Raw genomic sequence first — 15,025 nt, forward strand, 5'->3', positions numbered from 1 at the left:
CAGTTGACTCTCGCAATACCTGGGCGCGCTAATATGCCGAACCAACAGTGTGGAGGATGCTATGCCTAGATGTTCGCTTGAAAAGAGCCTGCTGACAGGAATCGCATTGGCGGCAGTGCTTAGCGTTCCGTGGAGTGCGACAGCCTCGGCTGAGGAGAGCGGCCACTGGAAAGGCAAAGCGGTGCTGGTCATTACGAGCGCTCCAACCGTCAAGGTGGCCGACACCGCGGATCACACGGTCTCGCTCACGCAGTTCGACGGCGTCGTCTTCAGCGAGGGCGAGAAGCCATTTCTCGACAACGCCCGCTATCAGGCCGTGGACCTCTTCGACTCTGGCGGCATGGTCAGTGGCGGTTATAAGACGTTCACCGACGGAAACGGCGCGAAGGTTATCGGCAAATATACGGTGACCGGTGGCGCGCAACCGACCTTCAACGGCGAGTGGACATTCATCGGAGGGACGGACAGGTACAAAGGAATAACCGGCAACGGCACGTTCGTGATAACCTTTACGTCCGATACGACCGCCTGGGACATGCTCGAGGGAGAATACATGATTCCGTAAGGTTTCGAGTGCGTCTTCCAGCGGCAGATTGTACTGGTCGGGGCTCACTTCTCGGATTTCGCGCCGAACTACTCGCGCCGCAGATCGCCGACGATGCTCTCCAGCCGGCGCCGCGCTTCCTCCGACTGCGCCGGCGCCGCCTGGTGCTCGGCCAAGGCGGCCTGCGTCTGCGCCAGAAGCGACTTCAGACGCGCGTTCGTGAAAACCTGACGCTCGGTACCCGCAGGGTATGGCAGGACTCGGCCCGGAGACCTTCAAACATGTAGCGAAATAGAAGGAAGGGCGGTATTTTGAGCGATTGAAGTCACCTTGGAGGATGCTGATGTCTCTAGGTGTCATTGGCGCGGGCATGGGTCGCACCGGCACGTATTCGCTGAAACTGGCATTGGAGCATCTTGGGTTCGGGCCTTGCCACCATATGGCAGACGTGAATGCCAACTTCGAACAGAAAGAGCTGTGGCGTGCCGCTGGCCAGGGACAACTCCCGAACTGGGATCTGGCATATGCCGGCTATCGTTCCGCTGTCGATTGGCCAACGGCGCATTTCTGGCGCGAAGTGAGCGATCACTACCCTGATGCAAAAGTTGTTCTCACAGTTCGTGATCCCGAAGCCTGGTATGACAGCGTAGCGCAAACAATAGGACTGATGATGGACCCTGCCAGCAATGACCCACAGTCCTTTGGTGCGGCGGTGGTTGGCAATGGTGTCTTTGGAGGTCGCTTTAATGACCGTCATCATGCAATCGCCGTCTATGAAGAACATAACGCTACGGTAAGAGCAACGCTGCCGCCCGAGCGCCTTCTTACTTATCAGGTCTCCGAAGGGTGGGGGCCGCTTTGTGCCCTTCTCGGTGTACAATTGCCTTCGGAACCGTTTCCCCGCACCAATTCGACTGCCGAATTTCGTGCTCGCATGGGGCGCTGAACGACCGGTTGCCACCCGGAGCAGCCCTCTGCGCCGGGTACCACGCGTCAGGTTTTCACCACTAGCTTCATTGCTTGAGGCGATCGGCAAGCCAGTCGTGACGAAACCCCATAGCTGCCTAAATTCGCCCCATGGACTGCCGACCTTCTAAAGCGCGCTTTGAGTTTCCGTTGCGCCAGCCTCTGGCAATATAAGCCGAGCGATTCCTAATAGAGGCGCGGACTTTCCAGTTGAGAGCCGTAAGGTGCTCTTTTAGTCACGCGATTGGGAACAAGTGCGAGATAGTTCGCTTGGCGGGCATTGTTCAAATGCATCGGTCATGTTGAGGGTGTCGGCTCCTGTCCGTTCATCGAACACGACCGTACAGCCCATGGCGACGGCGGTCTGTCATAATAAATTCGCCAGCTCGTCGTCACCGGTCACAAAGTCTCCCGACAGCATCCGGAACTCCCCAATAGCCTTGGAGGTAGACAGCAGCGATCCTGCGTGGGAAGTGGCACAGGCCTTTACGACCGAAAGCAGATTGGCTCTATCGAATTCTCTATTGTCCATGACGGCTCTCCCTAGTCGAGCCGCTTCGCTGAACGCCCAACCCACACCTGCGGAAAAGTGTTCCGTGCGCCGGGTAGTCGGCTGTTTGCGCGATTGCGCTCGTGAGCAACGCGACGATGACATCGGCCGCATAGAGATTGACGGTGCGGGCCGATACATCCAGCCAGTATATTCGGCGTAATCGTTGGGTGACCCTCATTCTTCTGTCCGTTACCGCTTCTTATCCCCAAGACCGGGATACACTACGGCTATTTCGGTTCTGAGCCCGCAAGGGGCGTCCGGAAAGTAAACCGTGTCTCTATCTCGGAAGAGTCTACCGTCAGAGTTCCTCCATGCGCTTTCGCAATTTCCGAGGCGATGTGAAGACCCAGCCCAAGCCCCTGTTGGCTGCGTGCTTCGCCACGAAAGAAGGGCTGAAAGAGACGCTGCATGGCAGCTTGGGAAATGGGTTTGCCGGCGTTCGCCACCGAGAGGACTAATTCGCCCCGCTCAGCGACGGCTCGAATCTTTATCACGTGATTTCGGTCGCCGTGGGTCAGTGCATTGCCGAGGAGATTGGACGCCAGTTGGCCGATCCTCACGCGGTCACAAGGGACCGGTGCCAGAATCGAAAAGTCCGCCTCGATGTTCGCGTCTGGCGAGGCTGCGCGGAGTTCTCCGACAACCTGCTCTAAGACCGGCTGCAAGGGTTCGTCCTGGATATTTAGGCCGATGCCGCCGCCAAGGCGCCCCCGCGCGAAGTCAAGAACGTTGTCGATAAGGCCCGACATTCGCAGAATGCTGCCTTGAAGAAGGTCCAACAACCGTTCTCCCTGCGGGCTCAGACTCTCCCCCCGCAACATCCGGATCCCGCCACCGAACGAAGAAAGTGGATTACGGAGATCGTGCCCGAGTATCGCGATGAACTGCTCCCTCAGTTCCGACATCTCACGCTCGCGCATGAGGTTTTCCTCCATCCGAAAGCGTTCCTCGACTGCGTTCCGGATCCGTGTCTCGAGGGTGGCGTTCAAGGCTTGAAGTTCGCGCTTCGCCGCCTCCGCCGCCGCCCTTGCCTCGACCAGTTCACGTTCATATCGCCGGCGGTCAGCCGCTTTGAATATCGTGATGCGGGTAAACAGCAGCTCTCCTTCATCGTTGCGACGCTCCTTGGCGTTCGCCAAAACAGGAATTCTCGCGCCGTCCTTTGCGATGAAATCGAGCGCCACCTCATTGAAGAAACCCTGTATGCGCAGCAGGGGAGCGAAATGTGTTTCAAAGAAAATGCGGCCTGAGATGTTCAGCAGATCGTGGAACCTTTTTCCGCAAAGCTCCTCCCGCGAAAATCCAACCCAGGCAGAGAGCGTCACATTTGCCCTGATAATGCGACCGTCGGGCTGCAATGACATGTAGCCGCAGGGCGCATTCTCATAAAGATCTTCGAGATCATCCTCTGCGGGTGTTGCGGCCATATCGTCGGATCAGATGAAAGCTTGAATGGACGAAATTACTTCCTTCGGCGCGCTCAGGTTTGGACAGTGGCCGGTCGCATTCAGGATGACCAGTTGGCTGTGCGGCAGATGGCGGTGCACATAACGCCCAACGTCTTCCGACGCGATGATGTCCTCACGACACTGGAGAACAAGAGATCGAACCTGGACTCTCGGTAGGTCAGCGCGATTGTCCGACATGAAGGTCACGCGCGCGAATTCCTTTACGATGTCAGGATCCGTCCGGCAGAAACTGTTCGTCAATTCCTGCGCTAGCTCAGGGCGATCAGGATTTCCCATTATGGCGGGCGCCATCGTTGCCGACCAGCCCATATAGTTGTCGGCCAGCGAATCCAGCAGTTCTTCAATCTGAATTTGAGTGAAGCCGCCGACATAATCCCCATCATCGATATAGCGAGGCGAAGGGCCAACGAGGACCAGGCTTTCGAACATCTTCGGCGCTTGGAGTGACGCCAGGACGCCGATCATCGCACTCACTGAATGCCCGACGAAAATTGCATCATGCAATTCCAGCTCTCGGCCGATCTCGACGAGGTCATCTGCATAGCCCGAAAGGGAAGCGTACTTTTCGGAATTGTAAGCCGCCAGATCGGAACGGCCGGAACCAACGTGGTCGAAAAGCACAACCTTAAAGCCTTCTTCGAAGGCCGGGTACACCAAGCGCCACATGTTCTGATCGCAGCCAAAGCCGTGAGCAAAGATTATTGGACGATTGCCCGAGCCGGATACGCGAACGTTGTTTCGGCGAACAGTGGACAAACTAGCTCCTAAGGTTTCCTATACGACGTTCCGCGAAGGTGCACGACCCCGGATCATGCGCCAGGTTGTTGTGACGCTTTTCATATGGTCGCCTTGGCGGCCCAGACAATAGCTGACGGGAAACCACTGCGCGGCAAGGAGTTTAGTCGCCTTCCTCGGATACGGAGCTTGGCCGCCGCTCTCATCTGGGACGACCTCGGCGACTTCCGAGAGGGTCTCTACACCGGTCCAGGCTTGCTTGAGCTCAGAAGCCGCAAGCACCATCAGTGTATGCCGTCTCGGGCCTTTCCCAACCGGCCGCTTGGGCCTGCTCGCATAGGTTTTGGAATAAGGACACGCGATCGCGAAATTGACCGCGACAGGTGTGCGATTGGTTGCGACTTGCAGGGCGACCTGTGCGAGGCCACTTGGCGGACGGCGACCGACCGTCTGTTCTTGGGCGATGCAGTCGCCACGGGCTGAAATCGAGCGTAAGCTTTCGGGGAACCGCAGAAAGGGATTACGTCCGAGATGAAGTCGGGAGCGGAACGACCGCTTCAGCCAAATGCCCCCGAACGCGGACTGACTGCCTTCGGCCCTGAATGCGACACCTTTGATTCGGCTCGGAAAGGCTGCTCGGGGCGCAACTGATCACGTGAACGAAGCCGATGTTTGTTCGCTCATGTTGCAACCAAGTTCGAATGTCGCGGCGCCAGCAAAGTAGAAATGTCGCATGGCGGTGGGGGCGGCCACAACGAGAGCGCCCGATCGGGCGTCAGCTGGTCGGGATTGCGCAGCCCAATCGGGTGCGGTTCAGTCAGGCACCCCTCGGCTAGATTAGAGAGCCGCTGCTACGGACTAGCTTCGTTGGCTGGCGTCGACCGCAGCGGGATCCGATAATCGCTCAGCATCGTGACGACATCGGCGATCCGATTCTTGTCACTCTCCGTCAGCCGCAGATCGACCTCAACGGATGCGCGCCCGACTTCCGGTACGGGCGCCTCAGTGGGCGCTTGCTCACGCCGGTAACCAGGCGGCCTGCCGGGCTTGCGACCGCGTTTCACATAACCGTTGCTCTCAGCGCCATCAGGGGTTCCGAACATGTGGTCGGTCTGGCCGGTGCGGCGCGGCCCGCGTTGGCTGCGCTGCAGATCGCGGCCGACCTGCATCTCGGCAACCATCTCGAGGGCGGCGTCCAGCCACTTGTTCTCGACGATCGCCGAACGGTGAACCGAGCGCAGTTTATCGAAGGCTCTGTAGGGCAGGGCGACACCCTCATGCATGATCTCGAGACGGCCATCAGGATAGTCGCAGACGACCACCTTCTTGCAGGCCGGCGCGGGCGATACTTGATAAATATGGGGTGGTGTTGGATGGGTGCGACGGAGTGTTGCCCTCATGGAACGACGCCTGGCTACTATCGTCGAATTTCCGAGGCCGCCGCTCATGCTGCCGGAAGCGTTTCTCTTGTCCTTCGTCGACCTGTTTGGGAACAGCAGCTTTGCACGGAGAGCGCGCCGTCACCTGCCGTTGCCCAGATTTGACCCACTTAGAACGCCATCCAGGAGGCTCGTTGCTTACAAGGGTTGTGAGGGATCATTTAGCCTTTGGCTGTCGCCAGATTGGTGCTGAGCTCGAAAGAGGTTCCCGATCTATAGGTGTACTGCTGCAGCACGGACTCACTTTCGCTCACGATCTCGTCCACGACGCGCTTGCGTTCCTGATCGCCCATTTCCTTGCCTGCGGAACTCATCCCGACCAGCGCCATCGCATTCAACCGCGGCAAGGGTACGCTTTCCACGAAATGGATGGTGCGCGATATCGTCCTTGAACGGACGTCGTGGAAGCCGGCATCTCGTAGCAGCGCCTCAAGCGGGGCAGCGTCCCCTAAGCTGTACCGCTGATCGGCGATGGCGCCCAGATGGCGCTCCGCGACGCGGCGCAGCTCCCGAAAGAACGGTATTTCATCGTCGGAACGCCACGTGGCCACTGCCAGCCTTCCATCCTTCGCCAGCGCGCGACGCATCTGCGCTGCCGCCGCGGGTTTGTCAGGAAAGAACTGTATTCCTTGCTGGCAGACGACCACGTCGAACTGCTCTCCGACGCGAAGAGGCAGTGCGCTGGCATTGCCTTCGCGCCAGTCGATGGCTGGTTCCACAGACCGCGCCACGACAAGCATGTCCGGGCTGATATCGACGCCGACGACATATCCGGCCTCACCGAGCCGCTCTCTTGCAACGCGCGCCACTATTCCTGTTCCGCAAGCGATATCGAGGACGCGATCGCCTGAAGACAATGCCAGCTCGTCAAGAGTCATTTCGGCCCATGGCCGGAAGAGAGGACCGACGAGCCACCGCTCGTACATCTCCGGGAAGCTTGCCTGGTTCATTGCATAGCTGGGCAAGGTCGCCGTTGCTTCCATTGCAATCCTCCAATCTCAAATCGTCCCACGCGGCGGCTTGCAGGCTGTGAGGCTTGCGTAGGCGATGTGGCCAAAGAAGGTTCCCGTTTCCACGCGGCGGCGTGCTTCCGACTTTAAGGCGGCCGCCGTTGCTTCACCAATCACGCTCGACGCATGCAGAATGTCGGCACCTCGGTCGATAACGGACAGCATATAGGCGCCGCCGCCGGTTTCCGCGTAGCCGTGGCTTTGGAAGTCCGCCTCTTCGAATCCGCCGGCACGCACGAGCGATGGAAGTCGGCGCATCAGCCAGCGGTCGTTCACTGAGTTGGCCATCATGGCAGCGACGCAGGCCTGCAGCGCATCGTGATCGCCAAGCGCGACAGTCGTGGTCGCATAGTCGCCGTCAAACACCGCGAGCGAGCCGCCCGGCCGCAGCACGCGGTGGGCCTCCGCGAGCGCTCGCTCTGGCCCGGGGACGTGTGAGAGAGTGGAGTCGAAGATGACGACGTCGAACACGTCGTCGCCGAATGGGAGAGATCGCCCATCGGCTTCCTGGAAGGTCACGTTGGCAAGATTGCAAGCCAATCTCTGCGCCTCACGGATCAGCGATGCCGCCGGGTCGATGCCCACTACCGCTTTGACGTTGGGCCAGCCTGCAAGTACCCGTGTCAGCACGCCCGTTCCGCAGCCCACCTCCAGGACATGCGCACTTGTGGGAAACTTGATGCCGGAAAGAAACACGCGCCGCATCGCCTGTTGTTGCGGGTCCGCGCCTCGCGTCTCAAGGACGCCGGCAAGGCGCTCCTGCACGGAAGACTCAAGCTCGGCGACAGTGGCCCAGACGTCAGGCATCAGATCACCTCCACCAATGGAAACCCTGGGCGCGAGGGACCGCTCGCCTCCGGGCTTCCCAGCCGAGCATACCGACATCGCGAGCTCGAAAGAAATGCTATTGTCTCATCGGCTTGATGCCTGATGCGCATCAGCGGAAATGCACCATGGAGATGCATGAGGTCCGATACTTTCTTGCCGCTTGCGAGACCTTGAACTTCCACAAGGCCGCGGCGCGGTGCCATGTCACACAGTCGGCGCTCACGCGGGCCATTCAGAAGCTGGAGGCGGAGCTTGGGTCGCATCTGCTCCGCCGCGAGCGCAACGGCGTCCAGCTCTCCGACTTCGGGCGGCTGATGCGACCGCATCTTGAAGAGATCCTAGGGCGCACCAAGAACGCACAGGAGGTGGCACGAAGCTTCCTCAGACTCGAAGCCGCATCTCTGACGCTAGGTGTAATGTGCACGATCGGCCCGTTACGCTTCGTGGGGTTCCTGAACGCGTTCCGCGCCTCTCACCCAAGCATCGAGATAAGCGTCGTCGAGAGTGTTCCTTCCCGGCTCGGCGAACTCCTCCTCGACGGTTCGCTCGACATTGGCCTCATGGCGCAACCAGGTCCCTTTGATCCACGGCTGAGCGTGGAGCCGATATATCAGGAGCGGTTTGGGCTGGCCTTTCCAACCGGCCACCGGTTCGAGCAGCGGAACATACTCCATGTTACCGACGTTGCCGGCGAGCCCTATCTCGATCGCATCAACTGCGAATACGCCAACCATATCGACGAACTTTGCGTCGAGCGCGGCATCAAGTTTCAGGTCGCCTACCGGAGCGAGCGGGAGGACTGGATCATGGCCATGATCGCAGCCGGCATGGGCGTCTGTTTCGCGCCCGAATTCTCGGCCATGCTGCCTGGTGTCTGCCACCGCCCGGTCGCAGATCCCGATGTTGTACGCGAGGTCTCGCTTGTCTCGGTCGAGGGCCGGCCGCTTTCGCCCGCGGCCTCGGCCTTCGCCAAAGCAGTGCGCGATTACAACTGGAGCACTGGAGGCAATCCAGCGGCGGCGTAACGAGTATAAACGCGAGGCTGTGCCGACGCTGGTGATCAGCCTGCTCGTCAGCGCGGCCAAAGTGTGGCAGCGTCGCTGAACGGGTGGCGTTCAACTGATCGCGCACCGTGAGGTGCGAGCTTGATCGGTGGGAGCACAAATCAAACTCCGATGCCTTGGGGACCGCCTTTACGCCGCTCTCCGCGCTATTTGGGCTACCGTTACGAACGCGTGATGCCGCCCTTGGTCAGCCGCCTTCGGCTCATCGATGCCGGTGAACCTGAGCCGGAAATTCCGGTGTGGATGCTGCCGGACGTCGCACAAATGGGGAGCAGCCAATCCCGCGAGCTCAAACCGCGCCTGTGCGGCCCGACGTGCCCCGCAGTACCTGTCAGCCGCCCGGCATGACCCGCACGGCTTCATCGGCAGAGGGAAATTCCCCGACCCCAGCCAAGCCCTCGGTAGCGCACTCGATGTTTGGCCCAGCGGATGATCCCGTCACGGTCGATCAAGAACTGGCCCTTGAGTGAGCTCGGGCAATTTGGAGCGCCTTCATGAACTCGGGGTCGCAGTCGGCTTTGGAACGCCATGGTGAATTCGGGATCAGCCGTCAGGCATATCCCTCAGATGTGTGAAAGCTCTAAGTGCTGATTTGAGTGCGCCAGGGGCTTACTCACAGCCGCTGGCCGCCGCCGCACCATCTGACCAACCGCGGCCCCCGGAGTTCATTCAGTCTGAATTTCAACTTAGAGACTGCCCGGTCAGCCGAGCCGATCGGGCACCTGCAGCCCCATCAGTTGTGTCGCGTCCGCGGCCCATTTCAGCGTCAGTTCTCTCGCCGGCAACGGTTTGCCGAGCGCGGCTGACTGTCCGGCCCACAGCGGCGAGAAATCGCCTGAGCCTGTTCCCTCGGCCTTGGCCCTGAGGGGCATGATGGCGGGGGTGGCGAGCGGGAAGTCCGGGATGCTGACGCCGAGCGGCCCCATTTCGCGCATGAAGCGATTGACGATAGCCCGTGCCGGACGCCCGGTGAACACGTTGGTAAGTGCCGTCCCGTCATCACGTGCATTTGCCAGCGCGCTTTTATGGACGGCGCTGGCCAGAGACTCCGGACAGCGCAGATAGGCGGTGCCGATCTGCACGGCCGAGGCGCCGAGCATGAAGGCAGCGGCGATGCCGCGCCCGTCAGCAATGCCGCCTGCCGCAATCACCGGCGCCGAGACTGCATCCGTCACCTGCGGCACCAGCGCGAATGTGCCGGGCTGGCTCGAACTGTCCGAGCCTAGAAAAACTCCGCGATGGCCGCCTGCCTCCGCGCCTTGCGCGATGATTGCGTCGCAGCCACGCGCCTCGAGCCAGCGCGCTTCTTCGACCGTCGTCGCCGAGGCGATCACTTTCGCGCCGGTGGCTTTCACCCGCTCCAATAGGTCTGGCTCCGGCAGGCCGAAGTGGAAGCTGACCACTTCCGGTGAAAGCTCCTCGACGATGGCGCATCCCGACTCCCTGAAGGTAATCGGCGCTGGACCGGAGGGAATCGCATCGGCATCGATGCCGAACTCGCTGTAATAGGGCGCGAGGCGCTTGCGCCAGGCCGCTTCGCGATCCGCATCGGCAACGGGCGGCACATGGCACATGAAATTGAGGTTGATCGGCCGGCTGGTGCGTTGCCGGACGATACCGAAGTCAGCGCGTATCTTGTCGTCGGCCAGCATGGCACATGGCAGCGAGCCGAGCCCGCCCGCTTCGCAGACCGCGACCGCCAGTTCAGGCCCGGACGAAGCCGCCATCGGCGCCTGCAGGATCGGCAGCTCGATGCCGAAAAGATCAAGGATGCGTCGGTCCGGCCACATGGTGCTTTCCCCCGTCCACTAGCATGACGGTTTCGGACTCGAGATCAGGCTACCATACCGTTTGCCCAAATTCCATAATTTGAGTAGCCAAGTACCAACTGCAAGGATTGTAGACGACGGCCTTCAGGCGCCAGATCGTGCCGACCGATCGATGGCGCGACAGTTATGTCCCCCTCTTCGACAACCACGTCGTCGGCACCGTATCCTGACAGGATATCTGGCGCGACCGCTGCGATCGTTGGGAGTTCCATCAGCGTCGCCGCAATCTGCGGCCGCCCCTCGCGAAGTCCGACGAGAATGGTCCCGGGGCCCCCGCCGATGTCGATCACCTAACCGATCGCCGAAAGGTCCATCTCCCAGGCCAGATCTCGGCCGAAAATCTGTCCAGCTGCTCGAACTGCTCGGGCATCCCACCCTCCATCCCGGCGATGGCGTTGTCGAGAGATTCCTTCGAGGGATAGAGTTCGTGCAGGACCAGCAGCGTCTTGCCGCCTTTTTCCTCGAAGGTCACTGTGGTCACGGCAGCGTGTATCGAAGCGACGAAGATTTCCCAAAGAGGGGCGGGAGCAGCGACGAACTGTTGCCGCAGGCCGCAGAAGGCAATCAGAAATACCGCTCCGATTATGTTGCTCGAAAGCAGCACGGAAATTGGGCCAACCTGGCGCGACGCGATCTTGGCAGCGAGGTCCGTCAGATCCCATGGTGAGGCCGGAAAAGCCTCCGAGCAGGAGCCACATACCTGCCGCTTCGATTGAGGTCAGGAACTGCCTTCCAGTCCTGAAGCTCCACGTCAATGGAGCGTCCGCGGGTCCGAGCGAGAGGAATTCGAAGTAAGACACAACGCTGAACCTAGCCACCTCTTCATGCTGGAACGAGCGCAGATGCGCCAGCGTCGCCTGCACGCTCAACGTCAGCCTTATCTGCGGCTCACGGGAAATCGAAATGCTGCCATTCCACGCATCGATGGACCCGACATTGACCCTCAAGCGTCTGGACATAGGAGGCGACGGGCACGGCGGGCCGGTCGCACTCATTGCCAAATTGGCGGACATATCGATCATAGGTGTTGCGGCCGGTGGTCAGGACGACCGCGCGCCGGCTCTGGATCAGCTGCTGCGTCTGTTCGCAAGTCATGGTGCGCGCATCCGGCCGGGCGTAAGCCATGCTTGTGGCGGCGAACAGGATCGCCGCGGCTGTCGATACGATTGGGCGAGCTGGCATGGCACATCCTCACAAGGGTCGTACTAACGCGCACCGTCGCCCGTGGTTCCGCACCTTCACCCGAAGCCGCATCTCAAGCAAGGGGCTGTTACTGCGGCGGCAAAGTGGTTGAAGCGTTCCAGAGGAGCGGCGTGTGCTTTTGGAAGTCTATGCAGCCCGCCTTACCGATGTACGGCGGGCTTTTTTGTTGTCTGGGGGGAACACGATCTGGCGACAATGGTTCGGTGCGGCAACAAAGCGCCGTACCGTCAGATCGAGGACAGGGGATGCGGGAAAGGCAAGGCTTAACCGTAAAGAAAGACACGACCGACAGGAGCGCACGTCGGATGCTGCGCGGGCATTAATAGACATTGATCGCGTCGCACGAGATGCAAAGACGGCTCGGCTGCGGGAGCAACGACTTAAAGCCGAGACTGCTCTCCCTGCTGCATCGGCACCGAAACCGAAGCGGAATTCGAAGACCAAGAAGTCGTAGTAGGCGCGCTGCACCTGGCGCCCATATGCACCGATCGGCCCATGGGGCGCGGGCTCTGCTCACACACGGAACACCAGGCGCGGGTGCGCGTTTCGCCGGCATGAGGCAACTTCTCAGTGAGTTGGCCGCTTTGGCAGATCCAGGTTTTTGGGTCGCGCTAGCGGTTGTTCTGGTCCCCTACGCCATCGGCGTCGCACTGCTGGTCTGGGTGGCTGGTTGACGGTTGGTTGTGTCGTTCCCCGGCCGCCGCCCCTTGCCCTTCTTCGACCGGTAAGCTTGGAACATAAGTGAGGCAGAGAACATTGTTGGCGCCATGGACAAGAACGATGGCGACAATCCTCCTGAGTGGTTTCCGGGCAACCTGCCCGATGATCCAGTAATCCTAGCCGATATCACGAAAAGAATTTCGAGAGAGATCGACGGTAAAATTGGGCCGGACGGTTTGGCGGTCACGGAGGCCAGGCGGGGTCGCAATCTGGTTGAGGAATGGGAAGAAGCTGACCCCGCCCTCGACAGCCAGCCGCCCGTGGTTCCGTTGTTTCTGGTTCTGTATGCGCTCTCGATGTTGGGCTTGGCAGCGTACGCCCTCGCTAGTTGGTATCTTCCATAGCGCGCTTTGAGTTTCCGTTGCGCCAGCCTCTGGCAATATAAGCCGAGCGATTCCTAATAGAGGCGCGGACTTTCCAGTTCAGAGCCGTAAGGTGCTCATTTAGTCACGCGCTTGGGAACAAGCGCGAGATAAGGAAGTTTGGCGTAAGGAGCTTTCCTATGGCTGACGAACAGGATAGGGCGCCGAACAACATTGATATCGTCGTTCGACGCTTGGTCAAAGAACCGGCATTACCGAAGAACAGGCCCGAGAGCTTATCTTGTTCCTCGGGCTCCATTGGGCATCGCTGCTCCGGGAAGCAAAGGCCCTAGCTGCCAAGCGGTAGGCGGGTTCGTCAGTTATAATCGCGGCCCTAGTGAACGACTAAGCGTCTCGCCCGCCGAAAGGCGCGGCGGTTTTTTTGGTTGTCCGAGATGTCCTGAAGCGTATTATGTTTTAGCCGGAGGGGGTGGTATGCCGATTTATCGAAAGGCTAAAGAATTTGACGTGTTCAGTGCATCCGAAGTAGCTACGCTGGGCCGTGTGTTCGACCGGCTCAAGAGAGAGGGCGACTCCGAACATCTACGTGAGGCTCTCGCATCCCGAATTCTCGCAAACTACTCGGCTGGTATTACGGACGAGGAAGAACTCGTCTCCGCCTCCAAACTACCTCTGGGGCGCTAGCTGTCCGGCTACCGGCTCAGCCTTTCAACCGTCTCAATTATGGCCTTCGCAAGCGCTTCGCCCTCGTGGACCGGCTCGGGACCATAGAGCAGCAAGACAGCTTCTTCGCTCGGCAGCACGCCGGCAGGTCGGGACTCAAACCCGATCGGGGGGTCCGCGCTCTCCGGCAGAGGCGCGGGCTTTTCGGTTGACAGCCCGAAGCTCGTGGCGCCGTGCCGGGTCTTGGTCAAAATTTTACATTACCAACTTGGAACATAAGCGAGGCAGAGAGCATTGTTGGCGCCATGGACAAGAACGATGGCGACAATATTCCTGAGGGGTTTCCGGGCAACCTGCCCGAGGATCCAGTTATCCTAGCCGATATCACGCAAAGAATTTCGATAGAGATCGACGGTAAAATTGGGCCGGACGGTTTGGCGGTCACGGAGGCCAGGCGTGAACGCAATCTGGTTGGGGAATGGGAAGAAGCTGACGCCGCCCTCGACAGCCAATCGTCCGTAGTTCCGTTTTTCCTGGTTCTGTATGCGCTCTCAATGTTGGGCTTGGTAGGGTACGCCATCGCTTACTTTTTATGGCGTGCGTGAGTTTCCTTCTCTCATTTAACTCACAGGCGGCAGCGCCCCGAGGGAGTTGATTTCCTTCATGGTCAACCTCGACATGGAACAAGCCACGCTGCCTCACGGTGGCGGGCTACCTACCTTGCAGGTCGCTAGTCAAAACTCTAACGCGGCCCATCTCGTCCAACTGCCCTGCATCGTACTTTTTAGATGCCATTTCACGGACGGCATCAAACCCGAAGTCTGCGATCGCTTCGGTCGATGTCACGACGAGGACACGCTCTGTTCCATCAAAGGCTTCAAGCCACAACTCGAACCGCTCAGTGGTTCCGTCTTCGCCAGTAAAAACCAGACCCATATGCCCTCTCCCAGACCAAATAGGAGGGTCTACTGTTCTACCGGAAGCGGTTGGTGCTCCGGCCCGGCATGGTGAAGCACCTGGCCAAGATCGCGCTTGTCGAAGTCCTGTCCACAAACGGGGCAATGCTCGAAATGCTCCGCCTCGGGCTTGATTGGCTGGTCGTGGTCCTTGCCTCGATATCCCGTGCCTTCGTTGTTGGTCCGGTATCTCACTTTCGCTCCCGCAGTACCCTCGCGGCTGATATCAGGGCTTCACGATCGTTGCCGTTGGCCTCGATGAGCTTCGGATCGGTGGCAACACCGGAGACGGAATTTTGTTGCTGCAGCCCTGCGGAATCACGTTCTATTCGCTCTGGCTATTGTAAGCCAGCAACCTAGAATCGAATCGGTGCGTAAAATTGTAAGTACCGGCGTCGGTCGGCTTGAGTTCATTCCGCCGATGATGCCTACCCTGGTCGCCAAGCCGCCCCAAGGTGACGACTGGATGCATGAAGCCAAATTCGACGGCTACCGCTCCCAGATCATCATCGACGCCGGCGGTGCGCGGATCTTCACCCGCCGCGGCCTAGACTGGACCTCCAAATACCGCGATCTGGTCGAGGCAGCCAAAGGTCTCAACGTACAGAACGCCATAATCGACGGCGAAGTCGTCGTCTTAAATGACGCTGGCCTTTCGGATTTTGCCGCGCTGCGCAAGGCAATCACCAGACGCCAGCACGACCTCTATTTCGTCGCGTTCGA

General features: G+C 59.7%; 17 protein-coding genes and 2 pseudogenes. 7 read left to right on the forward strand and 12 right to left on the reverse strand.

Annotated features, from left to right (window positions below):
* Positions 1–61 precede the first annotated feature (61 nt).
* Positions 62–565: a hypothetical protein gene (locus tag AC0L18_RS31145; protein ID WP_473495559.1), complete on the forward strand. Its 504-nt coding sequence runs from the start codon at positions 62–64 to the stop codon at positions 563–565.
* A 322-nt stretch (positions 566–887) separates the two neighbouring features.
* On the forward strand, positions 888–1,490 hold the full coding sequence (locus AC0L18_RS31150) for a sulfotransferase family protein (protein ID WP_473495560.1): 603 nt from the start codon (positions 888–890) through the stop codon (positions 1,488–1,490).
* Positions 1,491–1,877: 387 nt separating this feature from the next.
* Here AC0L18_RS31150 and AC0L18_RS31155 read toward each other — a convergent pair whose 3' ends face one another.
* The 6 genes and pseudogenes from AC0L18_RS31155 to AC0L18_RS31180 all read right to left on the reverse strand — a co-directional run bounded on the left by AC0L18_RS31155 (position 1,878) and on the right by AC0L18_RS31180 (position 7,523).
* A complete protein-coding gene (locus AC0L18_RS31155) occupies positions 1,878–2,042 on the reverse strand; it encodes a hypothetical protein (protein ID WP_473495561.1) in 165 nt (54 codons plus the stop codon).
* Positions 2,043–2,290: 248 nt separating this feature from the next.
* Positions 2,291–3,490 (reverse strand): PAS domain-containing sensor histidine kinase, encoded by a 1,200-nt coding sequence (locus AC0L18_RS31160; RefSeq protein ID WP_473495562.1) that lies wholly within the window; start codon positions 3,488–3,490, stop codon positions 2,291–2,293.
* A gap of 9 nt (positions 3,491–3,499) precedes the next feature.
* The gene (locus AC0L18_RS31165; RefSeq protein ID WP_473495563.1) at positions 3,500–4,288 is read right to left on the reverse strand and encodes an alpha/beta fold hydrolase; all 789 of its coding nucleotides are present in this window, start codon (positions 4,286–4,288) and stop codon (positions 3,500–3,502) included.
* 965 nt (positions 4,289–5,253) lie between these two features.
* Positions 5,254–5,616: pseudogene (locus tag AC0L18_RS31170) on the reverse strand (ISNCY family transposase); the annotation flags it as partial.
* A gap of 251 nt (positions 5,617–5,867) precedes the next feature.
* Positions 5,868–6,689, reverse strand: a complete 822-nt coding sequence (locus tag AC0L18_RS31175) for a class I SAM-dependent methyltransferase (protein ID WP_473495564.1) — start codon at positions 6,687–6,689, stop codon at positions 5,868–5,870.
* Between the two features lie 15 nt (positions 6,690–6,704).
* Positions 6,705–7,523, reverse strand: a complete 819-nt coding sequence (locus AC0L18_RS31180) for a methyltransferase domain-containing protein (protein ID WP_473495565.1) — start codon at positions 7,521–7,523, stop codon at positions 6,705–6,707.
* Between the two features lie 146 nt (positions 7,524–7,669).
* Between AC0L18_RS31180 and AC0L18_RS31185 the strand changes: the two genes are divergently transcribed.
* The gene (locus AC0L18_RS31185; RefSeq protein WP_473495566.1) at positions 7,670–8,569 is read left to right on the forward strand and encodes a LysR family transcriptional regulator; all 900 of its coding nucleotides are present in this window, start codon (positions 7,670–7,672) and stop codon (positions 8,567–8,569) included.
* Positions 8,570–9,309: 740 nt separating this feature from the next.
* Here the strand turns inward: AC0L18_RS31185 and AC0L18_RS31190 are convergent.
* The 3 genes and pseudogenes from AC0L18_RS31190 to AC0L18_RS31200 form a co-directional block, all read right to left on the reverse strand.
* Positions 9,310–10,398: an NAD(P)H-dependent flavin oxidoreductase gene (locus AC0L18_RS31190; RefSeq protein ID WP_473495567.1), complete on the reverse strand. Its 1,089-nt coding sequence runs from the start codon at positions 10,396–10,398 to the stop codon at positions 9,310–9,312.
* 44 nt (positions 10,399–10,442) lie between these two features.
* The gene (locus AC0L18_RS31195) at positions 10,443–10,727 is read right to left on the reverse strand and encodes a methyltransferase (protein WP_473495568.1); all 285 of its coding nucleotides are present in this window, start codon (positions 10,725–10,727) and stop codon (positions 10,443–10,445) included.
* Positions 10,724–10,924 (reverse strand): annotated as a pseudogene (locus AC0L18_RS31200) (hypothetical protein); the annotation flags it as partial. The pseudogene AC0L18_RS31200 and the gene AC0L18_RS31195, both read right to left, overlap by 4 nt.
* Here AC0L18_RS31200 and AC0L18_RS31205 point away from each other — a divergent pair.
* Positions 10,865–11,104 carry a hypothetical protein gene (locus tag AC0L18_RS31205; protein ID WP_473495574.1) on the forward strand — a complete coding sequence of 80 codons (240 nt, stop codon included), beginning with the start codon at positions 10,865–10,867 and terminating at the stop codon, positions 11,102–11,104. The pseudogene AC0L18_RS31200 and the gene AC0L18_RS31205 sit on opposite strands and share 60 nt — an antisense overlap.
* A 221-nt stretch (positions 11,105–11,325) precedes the next feature.
* Here AC0L18_RS31205 and AC0L18_RS31210 read toward each other — a convergent pair whose 3' ends face one another.
* Positions 11,326–11,619, reverse strand: coding sequence for a hypothetical protein (locus tag AC0L18_RS31210; protein WP_287363242.1), 294 nt, complete (start codon positions 11,617–11,619; stop codon positions 11,326–11,328).
* Positions 11,620–12,407: 788 nt separating this feature from the next.
* On the opposite strand from AC0L18_RS31210, the gene AC0L18_RS31215 reads away from it, so the two are divergent.
* Both AC0L18_RS31215 and AC0L18_RS31220 read left to right on the forward strand, forming a co-directional pair.
* The gene (locus AC0L18_RS31215) at positions 12,408–12,704 is read left to right on the forward strand and encodes a hypothetical protein (RefSeq protein WP_473495569.1); all 297 of its coding nucleotides are present in this window, start codon (positions 12,408–12,410) and stop codon (positions 12,702–12,704) included.
* Positions 12,705–13,651: 947 nt separating this feature from the next.
* Complete coding sequence (locus tag AC0L18_RS31220) at positions 13,652–13,951, forward strand: hypothetical protein (protein WP_473495570.1); 300 nt, start codon at positions 13,652–13,654, stop codon at positions 13,949–13,951.
* Positions 13,952–14,057: 106 nt separating this feature from the next.
* On the opposite strand, the gene AC0L18_RS31225 is transcribed toward AC0L18_RS31220, so the two are convergent.
* Together AC0L18_RS31225 and AC0L18_RS31230 are read right to left on the reverse strand one after the other, a co-directional pair.
* Complete coding sequence (locus tag AC0L18_RS31225) at positions 14,058–14,282, reverse strand: hypothetical protein (protein ID WP_473495571.1); 225 nt, start codon at positions 14,280–14,282, stop codon at positions 14,058–14,060.
* Between the two features lie 29 nt (positions 14,283–14,311).
* Positions 14,312–14,497, reverse strand: coding sequence for a hypothetical protein (locus tag AC0L18_RS31230; protein ID WP_473495572.1), 186 nt, complete (start codon positions 14,495–14,497; stop codon positions 14,312–14,314).
* A gap of 175 nt (positions 14,498–14,672) precedes the next feature.
* On the opposite strand from AC0L18_RS31230, the gene AC0L18_RS31235 reads away from it, so the two are divergent.
* On the forward strand, positions 14,673–15,025 hold a 353-nt coding region (locus AC0L18_RS31235), incomplete at its 3' end, for an ATP-dependent DNA ligase (RefSeq protein ID WP_473495573.1).

The sequence above is a fragment of the Mesorhizobium sp. WSM4819 genome (assembly GCF_055811215.1).

Bases quoted from the DNA above. Each gene is read 5' to 3' on its own strand.
- AC0L18_RS31180 (WP_473495565.1), bottom strand. From the start codon at position 7,523: ATGCCTGACGTCTGGGCCACTGTCGCCGAGCTTGAGTCTTCCGTGCAG.
- AC0L18_RS31215 (WP_473495569.1), top strand. From the start codon at position 12,408: ATGGACAAGAACGATGGCGACAATCCTCCTGAGTGGTTTCCGGGCAAC.
- AC0L18_RS31145 (WP_473495559.1), top strand. From the start codon at position 62: ATGCCTAGATGTTCGCTTGAAAAGAGCCTGCTGACAGGAATCGCATTG.
- AC0L18_RS31175 (WP_473495564.1), bottom strand. From the start codon at position 6,689: ATGGAAGCAACGGCGACCTTGCCCAGCTATGCAATGAACCAGGCAAGC.
- AC0L18_RS31210 (WP_287363242.1), bottom strand. From the start codon at position 11,619: ATGCCAGCTCGCCCAATCGTATCGACAGCCGCGGCGATCCTGTTCGCC.
- AC0L18_RS31185 (WP_473495566.1), top strand. From the start codon at position 7,670: ATGGAGATGCATGAGGTCCGATACTTTCTTGCCGCTTGCGAGACCTTG.
- AC0L18_RS31220 (WP_473495570.1), top strand. From the start codon at position 13,652: ATGGACAAGAACGATGGCGACAATATTCCTGAGGGGTTTCCGGGCAAC.
- AC0L18_RS31150 (WP_473495560.1), top strand. From the start codon at position 888: ATGTCTCTAGGTGTCATTGGCGCGGGCATGGGTCGCACCGGCACGTAT.
- AC0L18_RS31225 (WP_473495571.1), bottom strand. From the start codon at position 14,282: ATGGGTCTGGTTTTTACTGGCGAAGACGGAACCACTGAGCGGTTCGAG.
- AC0L18_RS31160 (WP_473495562.1), bottom strand. From the start codon at position 3,490: ATGGCCGCAACACCCGCAGAGGATGATCTCGAAGATCTTTATGAGAAT.
- AC0L18_RS31190 (WP_473495567.1), bottom strand. From the start codon at position 10,398: ATGTGGCCGGACCGACGCATCCTTGATCTTTTCGGCATCGAGCTGCCG.
- AC0L18_RS31155 (WP_473495561.1), bottom strand. From the start codon at position 2,042: ATGGACAATAGAGAATTCGATAGAGCCAATCTGCTTTCGGTCGTAAAG.